This window comes from Crenobacter intestini (genome assembly GCF_004919095.1).
GTDB lineage: Bacteria > Pseudomonadota > Gammaproteobacteria > Burkholderiales > Chromobacteriaceae > Craterilacuibacter > Craterilacuibacter intestini.
Genome location: NZ_STGJ01000009.1, coordinates 115,108 through 140,914 on the forward strand (window position 1 = coordinate 115,108; position 25,807 = coordinate 140,914).

Sequence of the window (25,807 nt, forward strand, 5' to 3'; positions counted from 1 at the left end):
CGACGGGAGTCAAGTAGATGCAAAAGATGATCCTGCAGGTGGCCGGCATGAGTTGCGGCGGTTGCGCCGCCGGCGTGACCCGCGCGGTCGAGGCGCTCGACGGCGTGCACAAGGTGACGGTCGACCTGGCCAGCGGCCGCGTCGAGGTCGAGTACGACGGCGCGCTGCCCGAGCGCGAACTGGTCGCCGAGGCGATCAGCGACGCCGGCTTCGAGGTCGTCGGCTGAGGCCGCGTTTGCCTCGGACGACCCGCTTGCGTATAATCCGCCGGTTTCAACCCTTGCCTTTCGCTACCGCATGGCGAAAGGCTTTATAGCCACAAGGAGTTTACATGCGTCATTACGAGATCGTGTTCATCGTCCATCCGGACCAGAGTGAACAAGTCCCGGCCATGATCGAGCGTTACAAGGGCATGGTCCTGGGCGCCGAAGGCACCATCCACCGCCTGGAAGACTGGGGCCGCCGCCAGCTGGCTTACCCGATCCAGAAAGTGCACAAGGCTCACTACGTGCTGATGAACGTCGAGTGCGGCGTTGAGACCCTGGCCGAGATCGAGCACGCCTTCAAATTCAACGATGCCGTTCTGCGTCATCTGACCATCAAGATGGACAAGCCCGTCACCGAGGCTTCCCCGATGATGAAGGATGAGAAGGCCAAGAACCTGCTGGACAACCAGCCGGCCGCCGAAGGCGAGGTTGCTGCCTGATCCCAGGCCAGTCCTTGCAGAACAGACTGGTACTGACCGCGTCGGTGACGCGTGAGGAAGCGTTGCGCTACACCCCCGCCGGGATCCCGGTGCTGGAGATGTGGCTGGCACACGGTTCCAGACAACGCGAAGCCGGCCTCGACCGCGACGTGCGCTGTGAGATACAGGCCGTCATGGTCGGCGAAGCCGGCAGGAAGTTCGCCGGCCGGGTCGCCGGGCAGGTGCTGACGTTCGAGGGTTTCCTCAGTCAACGCAGCCTGCGCAACCCGAGGTTGGTACTGCACATCGAATCCGCAGAATTTGTAAAAGGTTAAGAAAATGGCTCGTCAACTCTTCAAGCGCAAGAAGTTCTGCCGCTTCACGGCAGAAGGCATCAAGCACGTCGACTACAAGGCAGTCGACCTGCTGAAGGATTTCATCGCCGAAAACGGCAAGATCATCCCGGCCCGTATCACCGGTACCAAGGCCCGTTACCAGCGCCAGCTGACCACTGCGGTCAAGCGCGCGCGTTTCCTGGCTTTCCTGCCGTACACCGACCAGCACTAAGTCGACAGAAAGGGACTACACAAGATGCAAATCATTCTGCTCGAAAAAGTGGCTAACCTGGGTCAACTGGGTGACGTGGTCAAGGTGAAAGAGGGCTACGCCCGCAACTTCCTGATCCCGCAGGGCAAGGCCAAGCGCGCGACCGCCGCCAACCTGGAAGCGTTCGAAGCCCGCCGCGCCGAACTGGAAGCCAAGCAAGCCGAGATCCTGGCTGACGCCAAGGTCCGCGCCGAGAAGCTGGAAGGCGCCGAGTTCACCATCGCTCAGAAAGCCGGCGTTGACGGCCGTCTGTTCGGTTCGGTGACCAACGCCGACATCGCCGCTGCGATCACCGCCGCTGGTGTTGAAGTGGCGCGCTCCGAAGTGCGTATGCCGAACGGCCAGCTGAAGGCCATCGGCGAGTACGACCTCGAGATCGCACTGCACCACGACGTCGTGGCTGCCATCAAGGTCATCGTGGTCGGCGAAGCCTGATCCCGGTCTGACCCCGCAAAAAAGCCGGCGCATCGCGCCGGCTTTTTTCTTGCATCGCCTGCCCGCGCTCTGTCGCCGGCAGGCTTTTTGGTGCCTGTTACTCGAACACCACCAGCGCGGCCATCGCGCCGTGTGCGCCCATCACCAGGCTCTGTTCGATGTCGGCGGTACGCGACGAGCCGGAGATGAAGCTGCCGAAGCCGTGCTCGGCAAACTCGACGCGGTCGTAGGCGTCGCGCATGGTGTCGACCAAGGCCCCCTGCGGCACGACCATCGCCAGCCGCTGCGCGAGGAAGTACAGCGAGCGGTAGGCAAGCGCGTCCTGGCTCACCCACACCGCGGCGTTCTCGGCGACCGCAAGCTGGCCGGGCACGATGGCGATGTCGACGTCGGCCCAGTCGTGCGGGGTTGCCGCCTCGTCGAGCATCGCTTGCCTGGTGTCGACCACCCGGCCCTGTTCTGGCCAGTGTGCGTTTACCGCCTCGCGCACGGTCTGCCCCGGCGCGAGCGTCAGCGCGTGGCCACCGAGGTTGCCGATCAGCGTGGCGAACTGTGCGAAACGGTCTTCATAGCAGATGAAGGCCGGCGCGTGAATGTCGGGCAGCTTGCTGGCAGTCGGGCGGTGGCGGCGGATGCGCGCGAGGATGTCGTCCCGGCTCATGGTTTCTTCCTGTTTTGCAGCCACCACTCGCGGAAGCTCTGCGCCGGCATCTCGGGCAGCGCACGCCCCGGGCGGCTGTACGGGGTGTTTTGCGCGATGCGTTCGGGCAGGATGGGCACGACCTTGCGCAGCGTCTTGCCGGCCAGCGCGAATAGCGCCGGGTGGCGGGCAAGCGCGCCGAGCGCACCAATCGCCGCGCGTTTGCCCGCTGGCAGCGCGCCGGCCTGCCACGCGCGCGCGCGCTGGGCGACCAGTTGCCCGGAGAGCGGGATGCGTACCGGGCAGACGTTGTCGCACGAGGCGCAGGTGGTGCACGCGAACGCCATGCTCGCGTGCTTCCTGATGTCGCGGCTGGGGCCGAGCGTCGAGCCGATCGGCCCGGGGATGATGTAGCTGTAGCTGTAGCCCGAGCTTCGGCGGTAGACCGGGCAGGTGTTCATGCACGCGCCGCAACGGATGCAGCGCAGGCTCTGGTAGAAGTCTGCGCGGCCGAGGATCTCGCTTCTGCCGTTGTCGACGATCACCACGTGCAACTCGCCCCCCGGACGCGGCTTGTTGAAGTGCGAAGTGTAGGTGGTGGTCGGCGAGCCGATCGCCGAGCGCGCCAGCAAGCGGGTGAACACGCCCAGGTGTTCGAGCCTGGGGATCAGCTTCTCCAGCCCCATGCACGCGATATGTAGCGGCGGCAGCGCGCTGCCCAGGTCCGCGTTGCCCTCGTTGGTGCACACCACCAAGCCGCCAGTCTCGGCGATCGCGAAGTTGACGCCGGTGAGGCCGGCGCCAGCGCTCAGGAAATGTCCGCGCAGGTTGGCGCGCGCGGCGTGGGTGAGGTAGGTCGGATCCGCGTTGCCCGGTTCGGTGCCCAGCTCGCGCTCGAACAGCTCGCCGATCTGCTGCTTCTTCAGGTGGATCGCCGGCATCACGATGTGGCTGGGCGCCTCGTGGCGCAGCTGCACGATGCGCTCGCCCAAGTCGGTGTCGATCACCTCGACGCCGCGCGCCTCGAGGTAGGGATTGAGCCCGCATTCTTCGGTGAGCATCGACTTGGATTTGACGAGCTTGTTCACCCCGCGCTCGGCGAGCAGGCCGTGCACGATGCGGTTGTGTTCGTCGGCGTCCTTCGCCCAGTGCACGACGACGCCGTTTTCCTGCGCCTTGCGCTCGAATGCCTCGAGGTATTCGTCCAGATGCGACAGCGTATGTGCCTTGATCTGCTCGGCCATCGAACGCAGTGTTTCCCACTCGGGCAGTTGCGCCATCTGCGCGTCGCGCTTCTGGCGCACCCACCAGATCGCCGAGTCGTGCCAGCGTGCGCGCTCGCGGTCGGCGAGGAAGGCGCGCGCGGCGTCCGGGTGGCGGATGGAGTCGTCTTTCATGCGCCCCCCCGCCCGGTCAGTAGCAGCGCGATGTGCAGGGGGCGGATCGGCTTGCCCTGCGCGCGGATCACCCCGCCCATATGCATCAGGCACGAGGGCTCGGCGCCGACGATGAATTCGGCGCCGGTCGCCGCGTGGCCGTCGACGCGGTCTTCGCCCATCGCGACCGAGACGTCGGGCTCGTCGACGCAGAAGCTGCCGCCGAAGCCGCAGCACTCGTCGCGTCTGGGCGGGTGGACGACGCTGACACCGTCAACGAGAGAGAGGATGCGCTCGAGGCGCGACTGCCAGGGCAGCATCCGCTCGGACGGCGTCGCGTGTGCGCGCAGGCGCAGGCCGTGGCAGCTCTGGTGCAACGATACCTTGTGCGGGAAGTACACCGGCTTGGGCAGATGCTCGACTTTGAGCACGTCCTGCAGGAATTCGACCAGTTCGTAGACGCGCGAGCGGGTGCCCGACAGAGCGTCCGGGGTGTGCGCGCCGATGTGGCTCACGCAGCTGGTGCCGGGGCTGACGATGTAGTCGTAGCCGTCGAACACGTCGGCAAAACGCATGGCGGCGCGGTTGGCGCCGGCCACGTCGCCGTTGTTGAACTGCGGCTGGCCGCAGCAGGTCTGCGCGAGCGGGTAGTCGACGGTGAGGCCGTAGCCTTCGAGCAGCTCGAGCGTCGCGATGGCGACTTCGGGGGCGAGCTCGTTGACGTGGCAGGGGACGAACAGGCCGATTTTCATGTGCGGGATGCCTGGCTTGCGATGCCCCGATTAAAGCCCCGGCGGCCGGTGCTTGCCATCGGGGCTTACCCTAGACGGCGATGGTGGCGGAAGGCCATGGGAGTCGAACCCACCCGGGACCGCTGGCGGCCCCATCCGGTTTTGAAGACCGGCCGCCCCACCGGGGACGCAGACCTTCCGCAAGGAGCGCGTATTCTATCAGGCTTGGCCGTCCGCCGCAGGCGGCGCAAAGAGCTGCGCGTCGCGCAGAAGGTGGCGGTCGCCCTGGCGGCGGGTCAGCCCGCTGCGATCGAAGAATTCGAGGATCTGGATCGCCAGCTTGCGCCCGGCGCCGACCGCGTCGCGGAAGCTCGCCGCGTCGACATGGCCGTCGCGCTGGGCGATCTCGCGCACCATGCTGGCCATCTCTTCGACGCGCGCGGCGCGGTAGTAGCGGTCGGGGACGATGGCGACCACCAGCCCCAGCCGTGCGGCCGTCTTCAGCAGCGCGCGCGCCTCGGTCTCTTCCATGCCGGCCGCGCGCGCCAGGTCGCGCACCCAGCCGTCGGTGTCGCCCAGTTGCGCCGCAAGTAGCGGCCAGCGTGCGGCCTCACTGCTATTGAAGGCCAGCACGTGGCCGGGCAGGTGCAGCCAGCCCTGGCTTTGCGCGAGCCGGCCGTCTGAGAGCAAGTCCGCCACCAGCACGTCGAACAGCGGCTGCGGGCTGCGCGGTAAGGCGAGGCGCTTGAGGCGCTCGCGTGCGGCGCCGCGCTGGTCGGGTTGCGCCGCGTGCAGGGTGGCAAGCCTGCCCAGCAAGGTGTTTGCCAGCGTATCCCAGCGTGCCGGCGACACCGCGTAGCCAGCGGCCACCTTCAGGCCTGCGGCCAAGGCCAGCGCCTCGCAGTCGTCCCGCTGGCGTGCCCACTCGAACGCGGAGAGTTCCACCGCGTCGGCGTCGGCCAATAGCGCGAGCGCCGCCGCGTCACGGTCGCACGCGGCAAGCTGGCTGAGGGTAGCCAGGCGCGCCGGTGCACGTTTGCCGCGCGCGGGGGGCGCGAGCTCGAGCACGCGCGCGCCGGCGAGCGTCTCGCGGGCAGCGGCGTCGCGCACGATCAGCCTGTCGTTGTCAGCGAGCCACAGCGGCGCATCCAGCGCCAGTTCGGCAAGCGCGCCGTCCAGCAGCGCGACGCGGCCGGTCACCCGGGACGCGCCGTGGTGCACCTGCACGGCCTGCCAGTGGCTGAGCGCCACGCCGGGCAGCAGGTGCAGCGCGACGCTCGCCCGCTGGCAAGGCGCGGGGGCTGCCCGCCCGAGCAGCCAGTCGCCGCGCTCGACGTCTTCGCGCTTGATATCACCCGCCAGGTTGAGCGCGAGGCGTTCGCCGGCCAGGCCGAGCTCGGCAGCCTGCGACTGCGCGTGCAAGGCGCGCACGCGCAAGGGCGCCGCGCGGCCGGCGAGCCACACGCTGTCGCCGACGGCCACCTTGCCCGCGAGCGCGCTGCCGGTGACCACCAGGCCGGCGCCCTTGACGGTGAACACGCGGTCGATCGCCAGCCGGAAGCGCCTGGGCGCGGCGTCCGCTTCCGGCAGCGCGGCGAGGAAGTCGCGCAAGGCGGGGATGCCGTCGCCGCTGACGTTGTCCACCTCGAAGCGCGCGGCGGGGGTAAGCGAGAGCGAGGCGAACAGCGCGTCCAGTTCGGCCTGTACCTCAAGCGCGCGCGCGTCGTCCACCAGTGCGCGCTTGGTGAGCACGACGCTGACGCCGGCGGCGCCGGCAAGTTTGAGGATGGCCAGGTGTTCGCGCGTCTGCGGCATCACGCCGTCGTCGGCGGCGACCACCAGCAGCGCGTGGCCCAGCCCGCCGACGCCGGCGAGCATGTTGCCGAGGAAACGCTCGTGGCCGGGCACGTCGACGAAACCGATGCGTCCGCCGCCGGCGCGCTCAAGAAAGGCGTAGCCGAGGTCCAGTGTCATGCCGCGCCGCTTCTCCTCGGGCAGGCGGTCAGCGTCGGTGCCGGTCAGCGCACGGATCAGCGAGGTCTTGCCATGGTCGACATGGCCTGCGGTGGCGACGATCATCGTTCAGTGCGCCGGGTCGACGTGGGTCATCACGTTGAGCACCGGGTGCTCGGCCATCACCCGCGCGCGCGCATCCAGCGCGATCGCGTGCCCCTCGCGCACGTTGAGCTCGCCATCCACTTCGAGGTGGACGTCGACCACGATCATGTCGCCCATCTTGCGGGTGCGCAGGTCGTGCAGGCCGGCGACGCCCGGCGTCGCGAGCAGCGTCTGGCGGATCTTCGCCTCGGCCTCGGCGTCGGCCGCGCGGTCCATCAGGTCGGACAGGGCGTCCCACGCGAACTCGCCGCCGGTCTTCACGATCATCAGGCCGACCACCAGCGCCGCCGCCGGGTCGAGCAGCGGGTAGCCCAGCATGTTGCCGGCGATGCCCAGCGCGACCACCAGCGACGACAACGCGTCCGAGCGCGCGTGCCAGGCGTTGGCCACCAGCATGGTCGAGCGTACCCGCTCGGCGATGCCGAGCATGTAGCGGAACAGCCCTTCCTTGCTGACGAGGGTGAACAGCGCGACAAACAGCGCGAGCGGGTGCACGCGGGGGATGGACCCCGGGTCGTTGAACTTACCGGCAGCCGACACCAGCATGCCGACGCCGACCGCCAGCAGCAGCAGGCCTAGCACCAGCGAGGCGGCGTTCTCATACCGTTGGTGGCCATAGGGGTGGTCTTCGTCCGGCCCCTTGCGGCTGTGGTGGCTGGCGATCAGTACCACAAAGTCGGCCAGCAGGTCGGACAGCGAGTGCAGACCGTCCGCGATCAACGCCTGCGAACGGGCGAAGAAGCCGACGGCAATCTGCAGCACGGTCAGCACCAGGTTGACGACGATGCTGATGAAGGTAGTCTTGCGCGCCGCCGCGTGGCGTTCGGCGCTCGGGTCTAGGTGTTGCGTCATGTGTACAGGGCAAATGCCAGGTGCGTGGCGGGTGGGCGCCGGGATGGTTTCAAGTGTGTATTATCGCAGCTTGGTGTGAAATAGTTCACACCTGTTAGAAATCAAACTCTATCCATGTAAGGATGCCGGTCACAAGCTCACCTGTGCCGTTGCCCTGTGGCGGCGGCCATCTACCAACAGGATAACCCATGCGATTTCTGACCCCCATCGCGGCCTTCGTGCTGGCCGCCGGCTCGGCCCACGCAGCCGTCAACCCGATCCCGACCACCAACGGCTTCTCCGGCTCGGTCGGTATCGGTGTTTCCAGCAGCAACGTCGCGTCCAACCTGTACAAGGGCGACGACAACGAACGTATCAGCAACCGCGGCACGCCGGACGGCAACAGCGTGACCGACCCGCTGCTGATGCTGGACCTGCGCTACACGCTGGCCGACAGCCGCACCCAGTTCGTGCTGGGCAACCAGGTGCACGACGCGCTGCGCCTCGACTTCACCCAGCAGTTGGGCGTGCGCCAGGAAATCGGCAATAACGGCATCGTCTCGGCCGGCCTGGTGTTCAGCGGCTTCGGCACCAAGGACGTGTGGGCCAACCCGTACGCGCTGAACACCGACCGCGAAGAAACCAAGCGCAAGTCGACCGGCGTGCGCTTGGGTTGGGAAAACATCCTCGGCAGCAACTTCAGCGCCGACGTGACCCGCCGCAAGATCGAACTCGACGACGAGAACAGCCGCAACGGAACGAACCTGTCCGCTGCGGATGCCTCGCTGCTCGACCGCAACGGCAACACCACCCGCTTCAACCTGTCGTACGACTGGGAATTCGCGCCGGGCCACTTCCTGGCCCCGGGTGTGGTCATCGGCCAGCACGACATGGACGGCAAGGCGATGAGCAACGACTCCGCCGGCTTCAAGCTTGACTACGGCTACCGCAGCGGCCTGTACACCCTGACCGCAAACCTGTACGCCGGCCAGCAGAAGTTCGACGAAGTGAACCCGCTGTTCGGCAAGAAGGCCGACACCAAGGACTTCGTGGTCGGTGCCAACCTGATGCGCCACGAACTGTTCGGCTACAAGAATGTCAGCGGCTTCGTCAACGCGGCCTACGGCAAGTCCGACTCCGACGTCGACTTCTACGACGCGGAAGTCAAGCGCATCGGCGCGGGTGTCATGTACAAGTTTTAAGCATTCGCATGCTGCACAAAGCCGGAGCCTTGCTCCGGCTTTTTTTATGCCTGAGCCCATACTGTCTGCATGTCGATGACGGGGAGGTGGCGATGCGGGGATGGCAGCGGTGTTTGTTGGCGTGCGCGTGCGTGTTTGGTGCGTGGCCGGTGGCGGCTGAGGTGGCCAGGGTGGATGACGCGCCGCTCGCCTTGGTGGTGCTCTCGCGGCACGGGGTGCGCGCGCCGACCCAGCACGCCGACACGCTGGCGCAGTGGAGCGCGCGGCCGTGGCCTGCGTGGACGGTCGGGCGGGGTGAACTCTCCGCGCGCGGCGCGGCGCTCGCCGAGACTATGGGCCGCGCCTACGGCGCACGGCTCGGGCTGGCTGCGTGCCCGCAGTCCGACGAAATCTCGCTATACGCGGACGTGGACGAGCGCACGCGAGCGACCGCCGCCGCGCTCGCGCGCGGGCTGTCCGCCGCGTGCCCGCCACGGGTGGTGTCGGCCAGCGGCAAGCTTGATGCGCTGTTCCACCCGGTGAAGGCCGGCGTGTGCGCGCTGGATGCCGGCAAGGCCCGCACCGCGATGCTGGCGGCGGCCGGGGGCGACCTTGCGCGCTACGCGGACAGGCAGGCGGCGTCGCTCACGCTGATCCAGCAGGCGCTGGGGCCCACGCCCGACGCGCTGTGCGCGAGCGAAGGCGTGCGCGCACCGTGCGCGCTGACGCGGCTGCCGACGCGCATTGTGCCCCGCCGTGCCGACGGCCACGCCAATATCGCGCTCGCAGGCGGCCTCGCGCTGGCGTCGGACGCGGCCGAGGTGCTGATGCTGGACGCGGTGGAGTGGCCGGAAGGGCAGAGGGCCGGCGCGGCGGCGCTCTCGCGCATGCTGGACGCGCATGTGGCCGCCTTCGCCCTCACGCAATGGACGCCGTACCTTGCGCAAAGGCGCGGTTCGGCGTTGCTTGCGCGGCTAGCTGCCGAGCTTGTGCGCGCGGGGACGCCCGGTTCTCCGCGTTTGAGCGTGCTGGTCGGTCACGACACTAACCTAGCCAACGTCGGCGCCTTGCTCGGCGCGCGCTGGCAGGTGGCCGACTGGCCGGTGCGCGCGACGCCGCCGGCCGGTGCACTGGTGTTCGCGGTGTACCGCGGCGAGGGCGGTGCGCGCGAGGTGAGGGCCGAGTATTGGGCGCAGCCGCTGTCCGGCCTGCTCGCCGGCGGCAACGAGGTCGCGCCTGCGCGTGCGCGGGTGACGCTAAACGCCTGCCCGGACGGCGCGTGCGCCCTGGACACGCTGCTCGGGGCGATGCGGCGTGCGGCCGATCCGGCCTGCGTGCCTTAGGGCGCGGTAAGCGCGGCGCAGAGCGCCGCCTCGTCGGAGAGGCAGCGCATGTCTAGCCACAGCCTGCCATCCCCCAGCCGGCCGATCACCGGGGTCGCCCTGGCGCGCCAGGCGTCGGCCAGTTGCCTGAGAGTGCGGTCCTGATTGTCGGCGGCGCGCACGGTGACTGCCCAACTGGGCAGCCGGTTCACCGGCAGCGAGCCGCTGCCGATCTGCGACGCGCAAGGCTCGGCCGCGACGACAAACGCGTCTCCCAGCAGCGACTGCAGGGCGGGGGCGACGCGGCCGGCCTGCGCGCAGAGTTCGTCCGCGTCGCGGGTGAGCAGGCTGAGCGTCGGCAGGCGTTCGGCCAGCAGCTCGGGTTCGAGGTAGAGCCTGAGCGTCGCCTCCAGCGCGGCGAGCGTCATCTTGTCGCAGCGCAGCGCGCGCTTGAGCGGGTGCGACTGGATGCGCTCGATCAGTTCGCGCCGGCCAACGATCAGCCCGGCCTGCGGGCCACCCAACAGCTTGTCGCCGGAGAAGGTGACGAGATCCACCCCCGCGGCGATCATCGCCTGCGGCATCGGCTCGGCCGGCAGGCCGTAGGCGGCAAGGTCCACCAGCGCGCCCGCGCCCAGGTCGGTGACCAGTGGCAGGCCCATTTCGTGCGCGAGCGGCGCGAGTTCCGCCTCGGACACGCTCCTGGTGAAGCCCTCGATCGAGTAATTGCTGGTGTGCACCTTCATCATCAGCGCGGTGCGCTCGTTGACCGCACCGGTGTAGTCCCTTGGGTGGGTGCGGTTGGTGGTGCCGACCTCGGCGAGCGTGCAGCCGGCCTGGCGCATCACGTCGGGCATGCGGAACGCGCCGCCGATCTCGACCAGTTCGCCGCGCGAGACGATCACCTCGCGCCCGGCGGCGAGCGCCGAGAGCGCGATCAGCACGGCCGCCGCGTTGTTGTTGACCACGCACGCCGCCTCGGCGCCGGTCAGCGTGCACAGCAGCTCCGCTACCGCCGTGTCGCGGTGGCCGCGCCCGGCACCATCCAGGTCGTACTCGAGGTTGACCGCGCCCTGCATCGCGGCGACCACCGCGGCTATCGCCGCGTCGGCCTGCCTGGCGCGGCCGAGGTTGGTGTGCAGCACGGTGCCGGTCAGGTTGATCACCGGGCGCAGGGTGGTGCGCCGTCGCGTGGCAAGCTGCGCGGCGACGCGTGCGGCCAGCTGTTCGGGCGTTTGCGCCCAGGCGGGCAGCGCCTCGCTTGCGCGGATTTCGTCGCGCGCAGCGTCCAGCGCGCAGCGCGCCGCGGCGACGACGGCGCTACGGCCATGGCGTTCTATCAGTTGCGCGAAGGCAGGGCCGGCGAGCAGGCGGTCGGTTTGCGGCAGGGCGCGGAAGAGGTCGGCAAGCGGCATGGTCAGGTCAGGTCGAACAGCCAGAACACAGGCATCAATAGGAAGAGGACGATCAGCACCGCCAGCGCGGCGTGCAGGAACAGCCACAGCGGCGGCGCGATCAGCAGGTAGAACAGGCGCCCGGCCAGCGGCAGGCGTGCGCGGCGGCGCGCGGCGCGGCGGCGCAGGCGCGGGTTCTGGGCGAGACGCCAGCCGGCGCGCATGAAGCCGCCGGGGTCGAGCAGACGGTGGTGCATGTAAAGGCGATCGTCCGATAGCAAAGCCTGCGAGGATGCCAGCCTGCGGCAGGCGCAGCAAGCGCGCCGGCGCTTATAATCGGCACATGACCGAATCCCTGCACCCCTTCGCCCGGCTGACGCCGGACTTCCTGCTCGACGCCGTAGAAAGCGTCGGCGTGCGCGCCAGCGGCAGCCTGATGGCGCTGGGCAGCTACGAGAACCGCGTCTACCAGGTCGGCCTCGACGACGAACCGCCCTTGGTCGCCAAGTTCTACCGCCCCGGGCGCTGGCGCCGCGAGGCCATTCTGGAGGAGCACGCGTTCTCGCTGGAACTGGCCGACGCCGAGATCCCGGTGGTGCCGCCGCTGGTTTTCGGCGGGCACACGCTGTTCGAGCACGACGGCTTCCTGTTCTCGCTGTTTGCGCGGCGCGGCGGCCGTCCGCCCGAGCTGGATAATGAGGACGTGCTCGAATGGCTGGGCCGTTTTCTTGGCCGCATCCACGCCTTGGGCGCCTGCCGCCGCTACCAGGCGCGCGGCACGCTAGACGCCGCAAGCTTCGGCGACGCGGCGGTGACAACGGTGCTTGAGAGTGGCCTGCTGCCGGCCGAGCTTGTCGAGCCGTGGCAGGTGGTCGCACGACAGTGCGTGGACGCGGTGCGCGCGGCGTACGCGCGCGCGGGGGACGTGCGGCTGATCCGCGTGCACGGCGACTGCCACGCCGGCAACCTGATGTGGACCGACGCCGGCCCGCACTTCGTGGATCTGGACGACAGCCGGATGGCGCCGGCGATGCAGGATATCTGGATGCTGCTCTCGGGTAGCCGCAGCGAGCAGCAGGCGCAACTGGCCGCCGTGCTCGCCGGCTACGAGGACTTCGCCGAATTCGACGAGCGTGAACTGCACCTGATCGAGGCCCTGCGCACCCTGCGCCTGATCCACTACTCGGCGTGGCTCGCCGCCCGCGTGGACGACCCGGCCTTCGGCAGTGCCTTCCCGTGGTTCGGCACCCAGCGCTACTGGGAAGAACAGGTGCTCACCCTGCGCGAACAACTGGGCGCGCTGTCCGAGCCGCCCTTGTGGGGCGGCAACCACTAGGCCATCTTGCCACCGCTAGCGTGCGGATGTCGTCGGGCCCGGCGTGCTTGGCGGCCGGGTGGCTGCGTCGACTGTCAGCACCAGGCACTGTGCGAGGCCCAGCGCCAACACCAGGCTGAACAGCGCGGTTTGCATGCCGGTGCCGGTGTACTCGACGAGCAGGCTGGGCAGGCTGATCAATACCCCGCCGATGATGAAGAAAGCGGCGTTGATCAGGGCCGAGGCCGAACCCAGGATGGACGAGGGCACCTTGTCCGCCGCACACGAGAACGCGAGCATGTGGACGCCGTTGCCGAAGCCGAACACGAAGGACAATACGATGAGCCAGTACTGGCCTTGGCCGAGCGGCAGCAACATCAGTGCCAGCGAGACGATCATGACCGCGAAGCCGAGGGAGATGATTCCCTTCTTCTGCGCGCGGTGGTAGCCCAGCCTGTCCCAGAACAGCGCGCCGACACCCAGTCCCAGCCACAGCGCGGCGACCGCGTAGCCACCAGTCGCCGTATCCTGCCCCTGCCAGGCCGCAATCTTGGGGACCCAGACCACCCCCAACGCGAGTTGGCTGCCGAAAGCGATGCCGCCCCACAGCCCAAGCAGCAGGATATCCCGATGCCGGGTGACGATCTGCAGCAGGTCGTCCAGGAGCTTGCCTGAGCCGCCGCTCGAGAAGTCGCTGTAGTGCGGGGGCGGGTCGCGGAACAGCATGAGGAACAGCAGGTAGAGGATGAGGCCGGCGCAGCCGGCAAGCAGCAGCACGCTACGCCAGCCTGCCTGCTCGACCGCCTGCTTGATGAAGGTGATGCTCAGCGCCGAACTGAGGCCGGCCAGCGCCTGTACGTACCCGAACAACAGGCCGTATTTTTTCTGCCCGAACCAGACGCCGCCGATAAACCCCGCGCTGACGAAACTGACCGATGCGCCGACGGCCAGCAGCACCTGTGCAGCGAGCAGCTCGATGAAACTGTCGGCCCGCGCGTAACAGAACACGCCGGCGACCACCAACGCGATCGGCAGCAGCAAAGTACGGCGAGTGCCGTATTTGTCGAGGAAGCTGCCGCTCATGGTCTGGCAGACCGCGTACACCCAGTTGTAGGCGGAGGCCGCCAGCGTGACCTGCGACAGGCTCAGCGCGAGCGTGTGCTGCACGTGCGGGTTGATGACCGAGTAGGTGGTCTGGATGTTGAACTGGTAGAGCAGGAACAGTACCGCCAGCCACCAGGCAAGCTTGCCTTGCAGGCTAAGGGGCAGGAAGCGGGCAAGCCCGGTGGACGGGTTTTCCATAGGCGGGATCCTGTAGCACGCGTGACCGGGCAAGCACGGTTGAGCAAGTGGCAAGCTAAACGGGCTGCGGCGGCCGGGAAGCGCCGCAGCCCGGGGAGGCGCAGATGTCTACGCCTTGCCGTGCACTGCCGACGGATGAGACTCCTTCTGGACAAAGGCCAGCACCAGCGCCAGCGCAAGCACGCCGATATAGGGCAGGTAGGCGTAAGCGGCATGCTGGTCATGCGCGCCCAACAGCTGGGCCGGGACGTTCATCAGGATGCCGCCGATGATGAACATCAGGCCATTGACGAAGGCTGCGGACGCGCCCACCAGTGACGGCGGCACCATATCGGCGGCAATCTGGAAAGCGTTCATCTCGTTGGCCGAGCCCACCCCGTTGATGAACCACAGCAGCAGGAACACCACCGCCGAAACGTCACCCGGCAGGTAGATCAGCGCTGCCAGCGTCGAGAGCTGGATCACGATGCCGATCTGTGCCGGTTTCTTGCGGCTATGCACCCAGTCCGTCCATTTCGGCCAGATCAGGCTGCCGACGCCCAGCCCCAGCCAGACCAGCGACGCCGCCCAGTTCGAGACCGCCATGTCGAAGCCTTTGGCCGTCATGATGTGCGGTGCCCAGATCACGCCGACGGCCAGGTTGATGCCGAAGGTAATACCGCCCCACACCCCGCAAATCCAGTGCTGCGGCGACTTGAGAAATACCGACAGGTCGCTGAAAACCTTGCCGACAACGTTGGCCTTTTGCGGCTTGACCGGTACCGGGTTGCGTACCCAAAGCACCACCCCGGCCAACAGCACGAGACCGAGTACGCCGATGCCTTCCATCAGTTCGCGCCAGGTGATGTACTTGAGCGCGAGCGCGGTCAGTTGTTGTTCGAAGGCCGAAGCCACGCTGGACGAGGTTTCGACCAGGCCGAACATCAGGCCGAAATTGGCCATGCCGAACCAGATCCCGCCGGCGTAACCGGCGCCGACAAAGCCGAATACCGCGCCCAGCGCCATCACCACCTGTGCGAGCAGCAGCATCGGCAGGTTCTGCGCGGTCGCATAAAGCCAGACCCCGGCCACAGCCAGCGCGACGGCCGGGATCATCGATTTTCGTGAGCCGAAGTTATCGAGGATCGGACCGCTGAAAAACTGGCAGACGGCAAAAGCCCAGGTATAGACGGAGCCGACCAGGGCAATCTGCGCGAGATTCAAACTAAGCGAGGATTGGATAGAACCTTGCACGACGGCGAAAATGGTCTGCGCGCCGAATACATACAGGACGAAGATCGTGCATAAGCCCCAGACCAGCCAGGCCCGGCCACCGCCTTGCTTGTACTGGCTGCCTTCGATGATAGGGTGTTCCATGGTATGTTTTTCCCTATGTTTTTGAATGGAGGTGCGTCAACCGCCTTTATGCCAGCCACCCGCTGTGGATGGCTGGCGCCGGTTTCTGCTATCGGGAAGACCGTTCAGTCTTGCGGGTACTGGAAAGGCTCCGCGCGGTCGCGGTCATAAACGCAGCGGCCGTAGACATAGGTGGATTTCACGTTCCGTTCATTGCCCAGACACATCAGGATAAACAGGCGTTCATTCAGGTCGTTGGCGTAACCCATCCGCCACTGGGTGAATTCGTCGTGGCCGCAATCGAGGACGGTGATGTCGGCCTCCATGCCCGGTGCGATCGAGCCGATCGTGTCTTCCAGATACAGCAGTTCGGCCCCGCCGCGAGTGGCCAGATAGAAGGCGTGCACTGCGTCGAGCTTGGTGTTGTTCAGCTCGGAAACCTTGTACGCCTCGTTCAGGGTGCTCAGTTGCGAGAACGAAGTGCCGGCGCCCAGGTCGGTGCCGAGGCCCACGCGCACCGGACGCTTCTCGTCCTTGGCGACGAAGGCCTTGAACAGGCCGCTACCCAGGAAGTTGTTCGAGGTCGGGCAGTGGCAGATGCCGGCGCCCTTTTCGTGCAGCACGTGGAATTCGTCCTCGTCGCAATGCACGCCGTGGCCGAAGATCGAGCGCGGACCGACCAGCCCGGCCTTGTCGTACACGTCGAGATAATTCTTGCTGCCGGGGAACAGCTGCTTCACCCAGGCGATCTCGTCGACGTTCTCGTCCAGGTGGGTCTGCATGAACAGGGGCTGGTCGGTTTGTTCCTTCAGCAACTGGCCGGCCAGCTCAAGCTGTTCGTCCGAGCAGCTGGGTGCGAAACGCGGCGTCACGCAGTAGAGCTGGCGGCCGGCATGGTGCCACTTCCCGGCGAGCCGCTTGGAGTCGTCGTAGGCGCTTTGCGCGGTGTCGAGCAGCCATTCGGGCGCGTTGCGGTCCATCAGGACCTTACCGGCGACCATCCGCGTATTCCAGCGCGAAGATTCCTCGAAAAAGGCGTCGACTGATTGCGGGTGCACCGTGCAATAGACGGCGGCGGTTGTCGTGCCGGCGCCGATCAGTTTTTTCAGGAAACGCTTGGCGACATCGTCTGCATAAGACTTGTCGGCGAAATTACTTTCGGTCGGGAAGGTATATTTGTTCAGCCAGTCAAGCAAATGCTCGCCAAAGGCGCCGATCATCTGGATTTGCGGATAGTGCACATGGCCATCGATAAATCCCGGGCAAATGATCGAGTCCTTGTAATGGGTAATACTTGCGTCGGCCGGGATCATTCCCTTGATCTCGCTGTAACTGCCGAACGCCTTGATCTTGCCGTCCTCGATGCAGATCAAGCCGTCTTCCTCGTGCACAATGGCGCTTTCAGAACCGCAAAGGAAAGGATCGTCCTTGAAACTGATAACCTCTCCACGAATAAACTGGACTGTCATTGGGTAACCTTTTAATGTGTTAGGTCAGTACTAGGGTTTAAGCTTCCCGCGCAACGGACATGCGTCACCCGCACGGAGATTGTTCCGCATGCGATGGATTACGTAGCGCTGTTAAGGGTTTTGTAAGAGAATCGCGAGAATGAATGAAGCCGTTGATTCCTTTGGGCTGTTCACGATTTTCACAGTGTAGGGCGATGTTTTATATTTGCCCGCCCGATAGTGGTATTTTAATGTTGTGATTTATGGCGGATTGGTCTAAGTGTTTATCCGGTATTTAAGTTTTTTGCGTGTATTTAATTGCGGATGAAAAAATAGCCGCATCCGTTAATAACAATGGAATGTCTGGTTGGCCGGGGCTGCGCAGGACGACGCCGGACTTGCGAGGGGCAAAGCGTGATCCCTGCCAGAAGGCGGCAGAGGGGGCAGGGGCGGGCTGTCCGGAGAGAGCAGCCCGCCAGACTCAGGCAAGTAGTTGCGTAAGCTTGAACAGAGCGAAGACCGCCAGCAGCAGGCCGGCGAAACGGTTGATCCGCACGCGTAGCGGCATGGTCACCTGCCTGCCAAGCAGGGCACAGCCCAGACTGAGCAGCCCCCACCACAAGGCCGAGCCGGCGAACACGCCAAGCGCGAAGAGCAGGCTGCTAGTGCCAGTCTGCTGCTGCACGCCGAGCGTCGCGAAGATCGCGATAAACGAGGAAACCGTCAGCGGGTTGGTCGCTGTCAGCGCGAGCACCGACGTGTAGGCGGACAACAGTCCGCCGCTCTCACGCGCGCCGGCCGCGTCGGCCGCAGCGGGTGCGCGCAGTATGCCCACCGCCAGCCAGAGCATGAAGGCGGCGCCGGCTCCGGCAAGCCAGCCCTCCCATCCGGCGAACATCCGCAATAGTGTGCCAGCACCCAGTGCACCCAACAGCGCGTACAGCGCGTCGGCGCTGGCCGCGCCCAGTCCGCTGACGAAGCCACGGCGCGCGCCGGATTCGAGCGAGCGCTGCATGCACAACAGGCCGATTGGCCCCAGTGGCGCCGCGACCGACAGCCCGACCAGCGCCGATTGCCAGAACAATGTAGCCGACGACATTTCTTGCTCCTTTGCTTGTGGAGCCTTTATTTTCAAGGTGAACCAACGTCGCGTGAATGCAATTATTCAGGTAAATTTTTAATTTGCCTGAAAAAGCGTTAGTCAAAGTAACGGGGGCCTAAATATGGAAATAGATGGCAAGGCGTGGGCGTTGCTGCAGGCGATCCAGCAGGATGGCCGGCTCTCGCTGACCGAACTGGCAGCACGGGTCGGCCTGTCGGTGCCGGCGACGTCTGAGCGGCTCAAGCGGCTGGAAGAAGCCGGCGTGATCCGCGGCTACCGGGCGCTGGTCGACCCGGTCGCGGTCGGTTACGGTGTGCAGGCGCTGATCGGCATGACGACGCCGCAGCCGGGCAAGCAGAAGCTGCTCGCGAAACTTGCTGAAATGCCGGAGGTGATCGAGTGCGTGCACGTGACCGGGCAGGACTCGTACATGCTGCGGGTGGTCACCCGCGACATCGCCCACCTCGAGGCGCTGGTCGGCGCGATCAACCACTTCGGCGAGACACGCACCTCGATCGTGATGTCGACGCCGATCCCGCTGCGGCCGCTGTCGCCGCCGGTGAAGTGATGGGGCGGGGTTGGGCTGCTGGGTCGGGTGGGACAGGCCGCAGACCGTCACCCACCATTTACCGCGGGGCTAAGCGGTGGGTTACGCCGCCATTCCCTCGCGCCGCTTCTCTTGCTGTGCACGGTCAGCGGCTAACCCACCCTAAGCTCGGGCTGTGCTATTGAACAGCCGCTCGAGCCCATCCCAGCTTGTAATGAGTGGTGCAAAGTCGCGCGGGTCGGCCAACCCGAGTTGCTCCAGCGTGTAGTGAGTCTTCCCGTAGTTGCAGGCGGCGCATGACAGCACCAGGTTGTCCAGCTCGTTGCTGCCGCCGTGTGCGTGCGGTACCACATGGTCGTACTGTGCCCACAGGCACTGGAAGCCTGCGTGTTGCAGGTCGTTCCGCTTTCCCCAAGGGACGACGTCAGGGTAGAGCGTGTGCATCTTGCGCCGGACTTCGGCGCGGATGACCGGCAGCGAACAATACCGGCAGCGGTAGCCATCGCGTGCGAGCAGTTCCCGTTTTTGCTGGGCCGTCGGCATGCGTGCGGTGGTTTTAGGCGTGGTCGGCTGACTGGCCAGCGGCCTGATCTGCACGTAGGGGCTTTGCGCGCCCCATACCGAGTCGGTCCAGGCCCACACCGCCGGGTCGTCGGCGGCAGCCAGCAACTCGCGGGTCAGTGCGTGCCGTCCGGCCAGATGTGCGCTGATAGCCGCGTCCAGATAGCGGGCGGCTTCGTGGATTTCGGGAATAGGTTCGCGAAAGCAGCGTTTGAGTGACTGGGCAGGCATGGGGCGACAGCAGTCATGGCAAGCCATCATAATGCATATGGTATTAATACTTGGTCAAGGCGTGCAACTGCCGGAGGGCAGAGGAGGCGATCAGGAAAATACTCCGGCCGCCTCGCGGCGGCCGGGGGAAGCGCTCAGTGCGCGGGGAACAGGAAGGGGTTGATCGCGCTGCGCGCGAAGCCCTGCTCCTCGACTGCGGCGTCGAGCGCGAGGGTGGCCAGGTCGTCGGCGACCGGTTCGAGCTGGTGGTCGATGTCGAGCGCCATCAGCTTGAGGTAGCTGTTGCACTCGCCGCAGGTCTCGGCGCGCACCGCAGCGCGCGCGTCGTCCAGCGTCCACAGGCCGATGTCGCGGCTCGATTCGCACGCGCTGCACTGCGCGCGCACGTAGTGCCACTCGCTCTCGCACAAGGTGCAGTGCAGGTAGCGCAGGCCGGCCTTGTCGCCAATGCGCACGACGCTCGCGACCGGCGCCTGGTGGCAGACCGGGCACAGCTCGCGCGCGTCGCCCGGCTCGGGCCTGGCGGTCACCTTCAACTGGTTCGCCTGCGTGCTGTAGTAGACCGACAGCGCGGCCCACATGAGCGGCGCGGCGGCCGGGTCGGCGTCGCCGAAGTGGCCGGCCAGCAGCGCGTCGGCCATGGCCTCCACTTCGGCGTGGTCCATCGCCTGCAAGCGGGCGACGGCGTCGGCAGCGGGGCCTTGGCAGGCCGGGGCGATGTCGGCGAGCAGGGCGGCGAGGCCGTCCTGCCAGCGCGCGTCACGCGCCCAGCCGGGCGGCGCGAGCGGCGGCAGCTCGTGTTCGGCGCATTGCGCAAGGTAGGCGTCACGCGCAGGCAAGGCGAGCGGCTGCTGTGCGAGCTTGTGCTGCGCGCGGGCGACGCTGGCGCAGAAACGCAGGTAGTTGGCCATCGGGTGGCCTGCAGCGAGTTTCTCCAGGCGCTCGGCACGGGCGAGGTACAGCGTTTGCGGGTCGGGCAACAAAAGCGGCGGGATCTCTCCCGCCGCCGCTTTGAGCTCGCCCTCGGGGACGATGCGGATGCTCATTTACTTTTCCTGCTCCTGGCGGGCCTTCACTTCACGGAACCAGCGCGGGTGGTGCTTCTTCGCCCACGCCTCGGTGACCACGCCTTCGACCATCGCGCGGATGGTGCCGCGTACCCAGATCGCCGCGTAGACGTGGATGATGATACCCGCGATCAGCGCCAGCGCCGCCCAGGCGTGCACGAACAGCGCGACGCGGATCAGGTCGATCGGGAAGTACTGGGCGAAGTACGGGCGCCAGATGACGACGCCGGTGGAGAAGAGCCCCAGCATGCACAGGGTCATCATCCAGAACATGCCTTTCTGGCCGCCGTTGTACTTGCCGATGTCGCCGACTTCGTGGCCGCTCAGCACTTCCTTCACCGACTTCATCCACTTGACGTCTTCGCGGTCGATGAAGTTGTGGTGCCAGTAGCGCAGGAACTGCACGAAGAAGCCGACGAACATCACCACGCCGACGAAGGGGTGGACGATGCGCGCGAGCTGCGGCGTGCCGAACACGCCGGTCAGCCAGAAGAACGCCGGGTAGAAGAAGGCCAGCCCCGAGATCGCCAGCACGATGAAGCACACCGCGACGATCCAGTGGTTGACGCGCTCGGCCGCGTTGTAGCGGCGGATCAGCTTTTCCTTCATGCCTTGTCCTCCTTGCTGCCCTGGCCACCCTCGGGCTTGCCGGTTTCTTCCTCGTCGTCATCGGCCTTGTTGGGGCCGACGCCGATGTAGTGGAAGAAGCCGAATAGCACCGACACCGCAAGGCCGATGGTCGACAGCGGCTTGAGCACGCCCTTCCAAAGGCTGACGGTGGTGCTGATCGCCGGGTCCTTCTTCAGTCCGGCGTACAGTTCCGGCCTATCGGCATGGTGCAGCACGTACATCACGTGGGTACCGCCGACGCCTTGCGGGTCGTACAGGCCCGCCTGCTCGAAACCGCGCGTCTTCAGCTCGGCGACACGTTCGGCCGCGTGGACCTTCATGTCTTCCTTGCTGCCGAAGCGGATCGCGCCGGTCGGGCAGGTCTTCACGCAGGCGGGCTCCTGGCCGACCGTCACCCGGTCGGAACACAGGGTGCACTTGTACGCTTTGTTGTCGCGTGCGTTGATGCGCGGCACGTTGAACGGGCAGCCGGCGATGCAGTAGCCGCAGCCGATGCAGTGCTCGGACTGGAAGTCGACGATCCCGTTGGCGTACTGGATGATCGCGCCCGGCGACGGGCACGCCTTCAGGCAGCCCGGGTCGGCGCAATGCATGCAGCCGTCCTTGCGGATCAGCCACTCGAGCTTGTCGCCTTCCTCGTGCTCGCTAAAGCGCATCACGGTCCAGCTCTGCGCGGAGAGGTCGGTCGGGTTGTCGTAGGTGCCGTTACAGCTGCCCACTTCGTCCCTCAGGTCGTTCCACTCCGAACACGCGACCTGGCAGGCCTTGCAGCCGATGCAGGTGGTCACGTCGATCAGCTTGGCGACCTCGGTCTTATGCGCGCGTGCGATCGGCGGCTGGGTCGGGCTCGCGGAGCGGCGCAGGATGTCTTGCGATTGCATAGGCGTCTCCCCTTAAGCTTTCTCGATGTTGACGAGGAAGGACTTGAACTCCGGCGTCTGCGTGTTCGCGTCCCCGACAAACGGCGTCAGCGTGTTGGCGAGGAAGCCTTTCTTCGCCACGCCTTCGTAGCCCCAGTGGATCGGGATGCCGACATGGTGGACGTCCTGGCCGTTCACCTTCAGCGTACGGATCCGCTTGGTCACCACCGCGCGCGCCTTGATGTAGCCGCGCTTGCTCGACACCTTGACCATGTCGCCGTGGGCGATGCCCTTCTCCTTGGCCAAACCCTCGCCGATCTCGACGAACTGTTCGGGCTGCACGATCGCGTTGAGCAGCACGTTCTTCGTCCAGTAGTGGAAGTGCTCGGTTAGGCGGTAGGTCGTCGCCGCGTACGGGAAGTCGGCCTTGTTGCCCAGTTGCTCGGCATCCTTCTTGAAGATGCGCGCGGCCGGGTTGTGGACCACCTTCGGGTGCAGCGGGTTGGTGCCGATCGGGCTCTCGAACGGCTCGTAGTGCTCGGGGAACGGGCCCTCGGCCATCTTGTCCAGCGCGAACAGGCGGCCCAGACCCTCGGCCTGCATGATGAACGGTGCCATCTTGCTGCCCGGCGGCTCGTCGGCCTTGAAGTCGGGCACGTCGATGCCGGCCCACTTCTCGCCGTTCCACTTGATCAGCGTGCGCTTGGCGTCCCACGGCGTGCCGTCCGGCTTGTTGGACGCGCGGTTGTACAGGATGCGGCGGTTGGCCGGCCACGCCCACGACCAGCCCGGCGTGTTGCCGAGGCCGGACGGGTCGGCGTTGTCGCGGCGCCCCATCTGGTTGCCCGCCTGCGTCCAGCTGCCGGCGAAGATCCAGCACGCGCTCATGGTGCTGCCGTCGTCCTGCAGCGCGGCAAAGCCCGGCAGCTGCTCGCCCTTCTTGGCGAGGAATTCGCCCGGCTTTTTCGGGTCGGGCAGGTCGGCCAGCGCGCGGCCGTTCAGCTCCCGGGCCAGCTCGTCGGCTTTCGGGTCATGCGCGTCGCGGTACGCCCACGAGAGCTTCATGATCGGCTCGGGGTTGGCGCCGCCTTCCTTGGCGTACAGCCCCTTGAGCTTGGTGTAGATGCCGGCGACGATCTCGACGTCGGTCAGCGCCTCGCCCGGCGCGTCGGCACCTTTCCAGTGCCATTGCAGCCAGCGGCCGGAGTTGACGATCGCGCCTTCCTCTTCGGCGAAGCAGGTGGTCGGCAGGCGGAACACCTCGGTCTGGATGCTCGCGCTGTCGACTTCGTTGTGCTCGCCGTGATTCTTCCAGAAGGTCGAGGTGTCGGTGACCAGCGGGTCCATGATCACCAGGAACTTGAGCTTGGAGAGCGAGGCGACGACCTTGTTCTTGTTCGGGAACGACGCGACGGGGTTGAAACCCTGGCAGAAGTAGCCGTTGACCTTGCCTTCGTTCATCATCTCGAAGTACTGCAGGACGTCGTAGCCCTTGTCCCACTTGGGCAGCCAGTCGTAACCCCAGTCGTTATCCGCGGTCGCGTTGTCGCCCCAGAACGCCTTCATCAGTGACACATGGAACTTTGGCGTGTTCTGCCAGTAGTTCATCTGGCCGTCGGCCAGCGGCTTGGGCGTGGTCGCTTCGAAGAAGTCCTTGAGGGTGGTTTCCTTCTCGGACGGCAGGCGCAAGTAGCCCGGCAGGCTCTGCGACAAGAGGCCGACGTCGGTGAGACCCTGGATGTTCGAGTGCCCGCGCAGCGCGTTGACGCCGCCGCCGGCCATGCCCATGTTGCCGAGCAACAGCTGGATCATCGCCATGGTGCGGATGTTCTGCGCGCCGATCGAGTGCTGCGTCCAGCCCAGCGCGTACAGGAATGACGTGGTCTTGTCGTGCGCGCCGGTCTCGGCGAGGTACTCGCACACCTTGAGGAAGGCGTCCTTGGGCGTGCCGCAGATCGTCTCGACCATCTCGGGCGTGTAGCGCGAGACATGGGTCTTGAGCAGGTTGATGACGCAGCGCGGGTCGGCCAGCGTATCGTCACGCTTGGCAAAACCGTCCTCGCCCAGCTGGTAGCTCCAGGTCGCCTTGTCGTACTTGCGCTTCTCGGCGTCGTAGCCGGAGAACAGGCCGTCGTTGAAAGCGAAGTCCGGGTTCACCAGGAGCGCGGCGTTGGTGTACGCGAGCGTGTATTCCTTGTTGTACGCACCCTTCTCCAGCAGGTAGCGGATCACCCCCGACAGGAAGGTGATGTCGGTGCCGGTACGGATAGGCGCGTAATAGTCGGCCACCGACGCCGTGCGCGTGAAGCGCGGGTCGATGACGAGGATCTTCGCCTTGTTGCGGGTCTTCGCTTCGAGCGCCCAGCGGAAGCCCACCGGGTGTGCCTCGGCTGCGTTGCCGCCCATGACGACAATCAGGTTCGCGTTCTTGATGTCAACCCAATGGTTGGTCATCGCACCACGGCCAAATGAAGGGGCAAGACTTGCCACCGTCGGGCCGTGTCAGACGCGCGCCTGGTTGTCGACTGCCAGCATGCCCAGCGAGCGCACGAACTTCTGCGTGAGCCAGCCGGTTTCGTTGCTCGAGGCCGACGCGGCGAGGAAGCCCGTGGTCAGCCAGCGGTTGACGGTCACGCCGTCGGCGTTCTTCTCGACGAAGTTGGCGTCGCGGTCCGCCTTGATGTGGCGGGCGATCCGGCTGTACGCCTCGTCCCAGGAGATGCGCTTGAATTCCGTGCTGCCCGCCTCGCGGACCTCGGGGTACTTCAGGCGGTTCGGGCTATGGATGAAGTCGACGAGGCCGGCGCCTTTCGGGCACAGCGCGCCGCGGTTGACCGGATGGTCGGCGTCGCCTTCGATATGGAAGATCTCGGACTTGGCGTTTTTCGCGCCGTCGCCGAGGCTGTACATCAGGATGCCGCAGCCTACCGAACAGTAGGGGCAGGTGTTCCGTGTCTCGCTGGCGCGCAGAAGCTTGTAGCTTCGCGTATCGGCCAGCGCCACGCCCGGCGTGAAGCCGAGCGCCGCCACGGTGGTCCCTGCCATGCCGCCGCCGCACAGTTTGAAAAACTGTCGTCTGCTGACTTGCATGGTCGATCTCCGGGGGAGGGTGTCTAAATTGCAGTTTGTTGTTATGCGTTGGCCTTCGATATTTCGATAGATACCGATTGCAGTGTGGTTATTATGACAGTCTCTTTAATCTTGCTCAAACCAGTCCTAAGTCAGGATTTCCCTTATGTCTGATGTATTGGTTGTGTCGCGTATCCTGCGCCTGCCTGAGGCCGTGGCGAGCGACGACGCGCTCGCGGTCGAGACGCCCGTCGCGCTGGTGTACAACGGGTTGTCGCACGCGGTGATGATGGCGTCCCCACAGGACCTTGAGCATTTCGCGCTCGGCTTCACCCTGAGCGAAGGCATCGCTGCCGACGCGGCCGAGGTGTACGACATCGAAGTGCGGCCGGCCTGTCAGGGGATGGAGGTACGGGTCGAACTGGCGACCCGTCGTTTTGCCGAACTCAAGGCGCGCCGCCGACAACTGGCGGGACGCACCGGCTGCGGCTTGTGCGGCGTCGAGCAACTCGACGCCTTGTTCCAGCCCTTGCCGACCCTTGCGCTCACGCAGCGTTTTTCGCGCGCCGTGTTCGACCCGGCGCTCGCAGCCTTGCATGGCGCACAGCCGATGGCGCGTGCGTGCGGTGCGACGCATGCGGCGGCCTGGGTGCGGGCAGACGGTGCGCTTGAAGCCTGTTTCGAGGACGTCGGCCGCCATGTGGCGCTCGACAAGCTGCTGGGTTGGCGCGCGCGTACCGGTATGCGTACCGGCTTCGCGCTGGTGACCAGTCGTGCGAGCTACGAGATGGTCGACAAGTGCGTGCGCTGTGGGGTTGAACTGCTCGCGGCCGTATCGGCGCCGACGTCGCTTGCCGTCGAACTGGCGACGCGGCACGGGCTGACGCTGGCGGGCTTCGTGCGTCCCGGGCGCGCCAACGTCTACAGCCACCCCGAGCGGCTGTTGTGATCCAGTCAGGGAAAACCCTGCTGCTGCGGCGTGAAAAAAAGCCTGTTTGCGGGCGGCTGTGGCCTTGCATTT

The 25,807-nt window shown here is 66.2% G+C and carries 26 protein-coding genes and 1 tRNA gene; 10 read left to right on the forward strand and 17 right to left on the reverse strand.

The window, feature by feature from the left end; all coding sequences use genetic code 11:
* Positions 1-17 precede the first annotated feature (17 nt).
* The 5 genes from E5K04_RS09435 (at position 18) to rplI (ending at position 1,726) form a co-directional block, all read left to right on the forward strand.
* Complete coding sequence (locus E5K04_RS09435) at positions 18-227, forward strand: heavy-metal-associated domain-containing protein (RefSeq protein ID WP_136553386.1); 210 nt, start codon at positions 18-20, stop codon at positions 225-227.
* Between the two features lie 104 nt (positions 228-331).
* A complete protein-coding gene (gene rpsF / locus E5K04_RS09440; protein WP_136553388.1) occupies positions 332-706 on the forward strand; it encodes a 30S ribosomal protein S6 in 375 nt (124 codons plus the stop codon).
* 14 nt (positions 707-720) lie between these two features.
* A complete protein-coding gene (priB, locus tag E5K04_RS09445) occupies positions 721-1,020 on the forward strand; it encodes a primosomal replication protein N (RefSeq protein ID WP_136553390.1) in 300 nt (99 codons plus the stop codon).
* A 4-nt stretch (positions 1,021-1,024) separates the two neighbouring features.
* Entirely contained in the window at positions 1,025-1,252 is a 228-nt protein-coding gene (gene rpsR, locus E5K04_RS09450) for a 30S ribosomal protein S18 (protein ID WP_136553391.1), read from the forward strand.
* Positions 1,253-1,276: 24 nt separating this feature from the next.
* Positions 1,277-1,726, forward strand: a complete 450-nt coding sequence (gene rplI, locus E5K04_RS09455; protein WP_136553393.1) for a 50S ribosomal protein L9 — start codon at positions 1,277-1,279, stop codon at positions 1,724-1,726.
* Between the two features lie 97 nt (positions 1,727-1,823).
* On the opposite strand, the gene E5K04_RS09460 is transcribed toward rplI, so the two are convergent.
* The 6 genes from E5K04_RS09460 to E5K04_RS09485 all read right to left on the reverse strand — a co-directional run bounded on the left by E5K04_RS09460 (position 1,824) and on the right by E5K04_RS09485 (position 7,443).
* Complete coding sequence (locus tag E5K04_RS09460; RefSeq protein WP_136553396.1) at positions 1,824-2,387, reverse strand: LutC/YkgG family protein; 564 nt, start codon at positions 2,385-2,387, stop codon at positions 1,824-1,826.
* On the reverse strand, positions 2,384-3,763 hold the full coding sequence (locus E5K04_RS09465) for a lactate utilization protein B (protein WP_136553398.1): 1,380 nt from the start codon (positions 3,761-3,763) through the stop codon (positions 2,384-2,386). The genes E5K04_RS09460 and E5K04_RS09465 overlap by 4 nt, the downstream gene beginning before the upstream one ends.
* On the reverse strand, positions 3,760-4,494 hold the full coding sequence (locus E5K04_RS09470; RefSeq protein ID WP_136553400.1) for a (Fe-S)-binding protein: 735 nt from the start codon (positions 4,492-4,494) through the stop codon (positions 3,760-3,762). Before E5K04_RS09470 ends, E5K04_RS09465 begins: the two co-directional genes overlap by 4 nt.
* 84 nt (positions 4,495-4,578) lie before the next feature.
* Positions 4,579-4,673: transfer RNA gene (locus tag E5K04_RS09475), tRNA-Sec, on the reverse strand.
* Positions 4,674-4,692: 19 nt separating this feature from the next.
* On the reverse strand, positions 4,693-6,552 hold the full coding sequence (gene selB, locus E5K04_RS09480; protein WP_136553402.1) for a selenocysteine-specific translation elongation factor: 1,860 nt from the start codon (positions 6,550-6,552) through the stop codon (positions 4,693-4,695).
* Positions 6,553-6,555: 3 nt separating this feature from the next.
* The gene (locus E5K04_RS09485) at positions 6,556-7,443 is read right to left on the reverse strand and encodes a cation diffusion facilitator family transporter (protein WP_136553404.1); all 888 of its coding nucleotides are present in this window, start codon (positions 7,441-7,443) and stop codon (positions 6,556-6,558) included.
* A 188-nt stretch (positions 7,444-7,631) separates the two neighbouring features.
* On the opposite strand from E5K04_RS09485, the gene E5K04_RS09490 reads away from it, so the two are divergent.
* Together E5K04_RS09490 and E5K04_RS09495 are read left to right on the forward strand one after the other, a co-directional pair.
* Positions 7,632-8,624, forward strand: coding sequence for a DUF2860 family protein (locus E5K04_RS09490; RefSeq protein ID WP_136553406.1), 993 nt, complete (start codon positions 7,632-7,634; stop codon positions 8,622-8,624).
* Positions 8,625-8,785: 161 nt separating this feature from the next.
* Positions 8,786-9,946 (forward strand): histidine-type phosphatase, encoded by a 1,161-nt coding sequence (locus E5K04_RS09495; protein WP_168929199.1) that lies wholly within the window; start codon positions 8,786-8,788, stop codon positions 9,944-9,946.
* Here E5K04_RS09495 and selA read toward each other — a convergent pair.
* Positions 9,943-11,340 (reverse strand): L-seryl-tRNA(Sec) selenium transferase, encoded by a 1,398-nt coding sequence (gene selA / locus E5K04_RS09500; RefSeq protein ID WP_136553410.1) that lies wholly within the window; start codon positions 11,338-11,340, stop codon positions 9,943-9,945. The genes E5K04_RS09495 and selA overlap by 4 nt on opposite strands.
* Positions 11,341-11,342: 2 nt before the next feature.
* Positions 11,343-11,576, reverse strand: a complete 234-nt coding sequence (locus E5K04_RS09505) for a hypothetical protein (protein ID WP_136553412.1) — start codon at positions 11,574-11,576, stop codon at positions 11,343-11,345.
* A gap of 86 nt (positions 11,577-11,662) precedes the next feature.
* Between E5K04_RS09505 and E5K04_RS09510 the strand changes: the two genes are divergently transcribed.
* Positions 11,663-12,655: a serine/threonine protein kinase gene (locus E5K04_RS09510; protein ID WP_136553414.1), complete on the forward strand. Its 993-nt coding sequence runs from the start codon at positions 11,663-11,665 to the stop codon at positions 12,653-12,655.
* Positions 12,656-12,670: 15 nt separating this feature from the next.
* Here the strand turns inward: E5K04_RS09510 and E5K04_RS09515 are convergent, their stop codons facing one another.
* The 4 genes from E5K04_RS09515 to E5K04_RS09530 form a co-directional block, all read right to left on the reverse strand.
* A complete protein-coding gene (locus tag E5K04_RS09515) occupies positions 12,671-13,936 on the reverse strand; it encodes an MFS transporter (protein ID WP_136553416.1) in 1,266 nt (421 codons plus the stop codon).
* A 108-nt stretch (positions 13,937-14,044) separates the two neighbouring features.
* Positions 14,045-15,292 (reverse strand): MFS transporter, encoded by a 1,248-nt coding sequence (locus E5K04_RS09520; RefSeq protein WP_136553418.1) that lies wholly within the window; start codon positions 15,290-15,292, stop codon positions 14,045-14,047.
* 104 nt (positions 15,293-15,396) lie between these two features.
* Positions 15,397-16,740, reverse strand: coding sequence for a guanine deaminase (gene guaD / locus E5K04_RS09525; RefSeq protein WP_136553420.1), 1,344 nt, complete (start codon positions 16,738-16,740; stop codon positions 15,397-15,399).
* Between the two features lie 460 nt (positions 16,741-17,200).
* Complete coding sequence (locus E5K04_RS09530; RefSeq protein WP_136553422.1) at positions 17,201-17,818, reverse strand: LysE family translocator; 618 nt, start codon at positions 17,816-17,818, stop codon at positions 17,201-17,203.
* 124 nt (positions 17,819-17,942) lie between these two features.
* Between E5K04_RS09530 and E5K04_RS09535 the strand changes: the two genes are divergently transcribed.
* Positions 17,943-18,389: an Lrp/AsnC family transcriptional regulator gene (locus E5K04_RS09535; protein ID WP_136553424.1), complete on the forward strand. Its 447-nt coding sequence runs from the start codon at positions 17,943-17,945 to the stop codon at positions 18,387-18,389.
* 141 nt (positions 18,390-18,530) lie between these two features.
* Here the strand turns inward: E5K04_RS09535 and E5K04_RS09540 are convergent, their stop codons facing one another.
* From E5K04_RS09540 to fdnG, 5 genes are all read right to left on the reverse strand, one after another.
* Positions 18,531-19,160 (reverse strand): HNH endonuclease, encoded by a 630-nt coding sequence (locus tag E5K04_RS09540; RefSeq protein WP_136553426.1) that lies wholly within the window; start codon positions 19,158-19,160, stop codon positions 18,531-18,533.
* Positions 19,161-19,294: 134 nt separating this feature from the next.
* Positions 19,295-20,206, reverse strand: a complete 912-nt coding sequence (gene fdhE, locus E5K04_RS09545) for a formate dehydrogenase accessory protein FdhE (protein WP_136553428.1) — start codon at positions 20,204-20,206, stop codon at positions 19,295-19,297.
* Positions 20,207-20,836: a formate dehydrogenase subunit gamma gene (locus tag E5K04_RS09550; protein ID WP_136553430.1), complete on the reverse strand. Its 630-nt coding sequence runs from the start codon at positions 20,834-20,836 to the stop codon at positions 20,207-20,209.
* The gene (gene fdxH / locus E5K04_RS09555) at positions 20,833-21,738 is read right to left on the reverse strand and encodes a formate dehydrogenase subunit beta (protein ID WP_136553432.1); all 906 of its coding nucleotides are present in this window, start codon (positions 21,736-21,738) and stop codon (positions 20,833-20,835) included. The genes E5K04_RS09550 and fdxH overlap by 4 nt, the downstream gene beginning before the upstream one ends.
* 12 nt (positions 21,739-21,750) lie before the next feature.
* Positions 21,751-24,807 (reverse strand): formate dehydrogenase-N subunit alpha, encoded by a 3,057-nt coding sequence (gene fdnG / locus E5K04_RS09560; protein ID WP_136553434.1) that lies wholly within the window; start codon positions 24,805-24,807, stop codon positions 21,751-21,753.
* Between the two features lie 145 nt (positions 24,808-24,952).
* Between fdnG and fdhD the strand changes: the two genes are divergently transcribed.
* Positions 24,953-25,735: a formate dehydrogenase accessory sulfurtransferase FdhD gene (gene fdhD, locus E5K04_RS09565; RefSeq protein ID WP_136553436.1), complete on the forward strand. Its 783-nt coding sequence runs from the start codon at positions 24,953-24,955 to the stop codon at positions 25,733-25,735.
* The last annotated feature ends 72 nt before the right edge of the window (positions 25,736-25,807 follow it).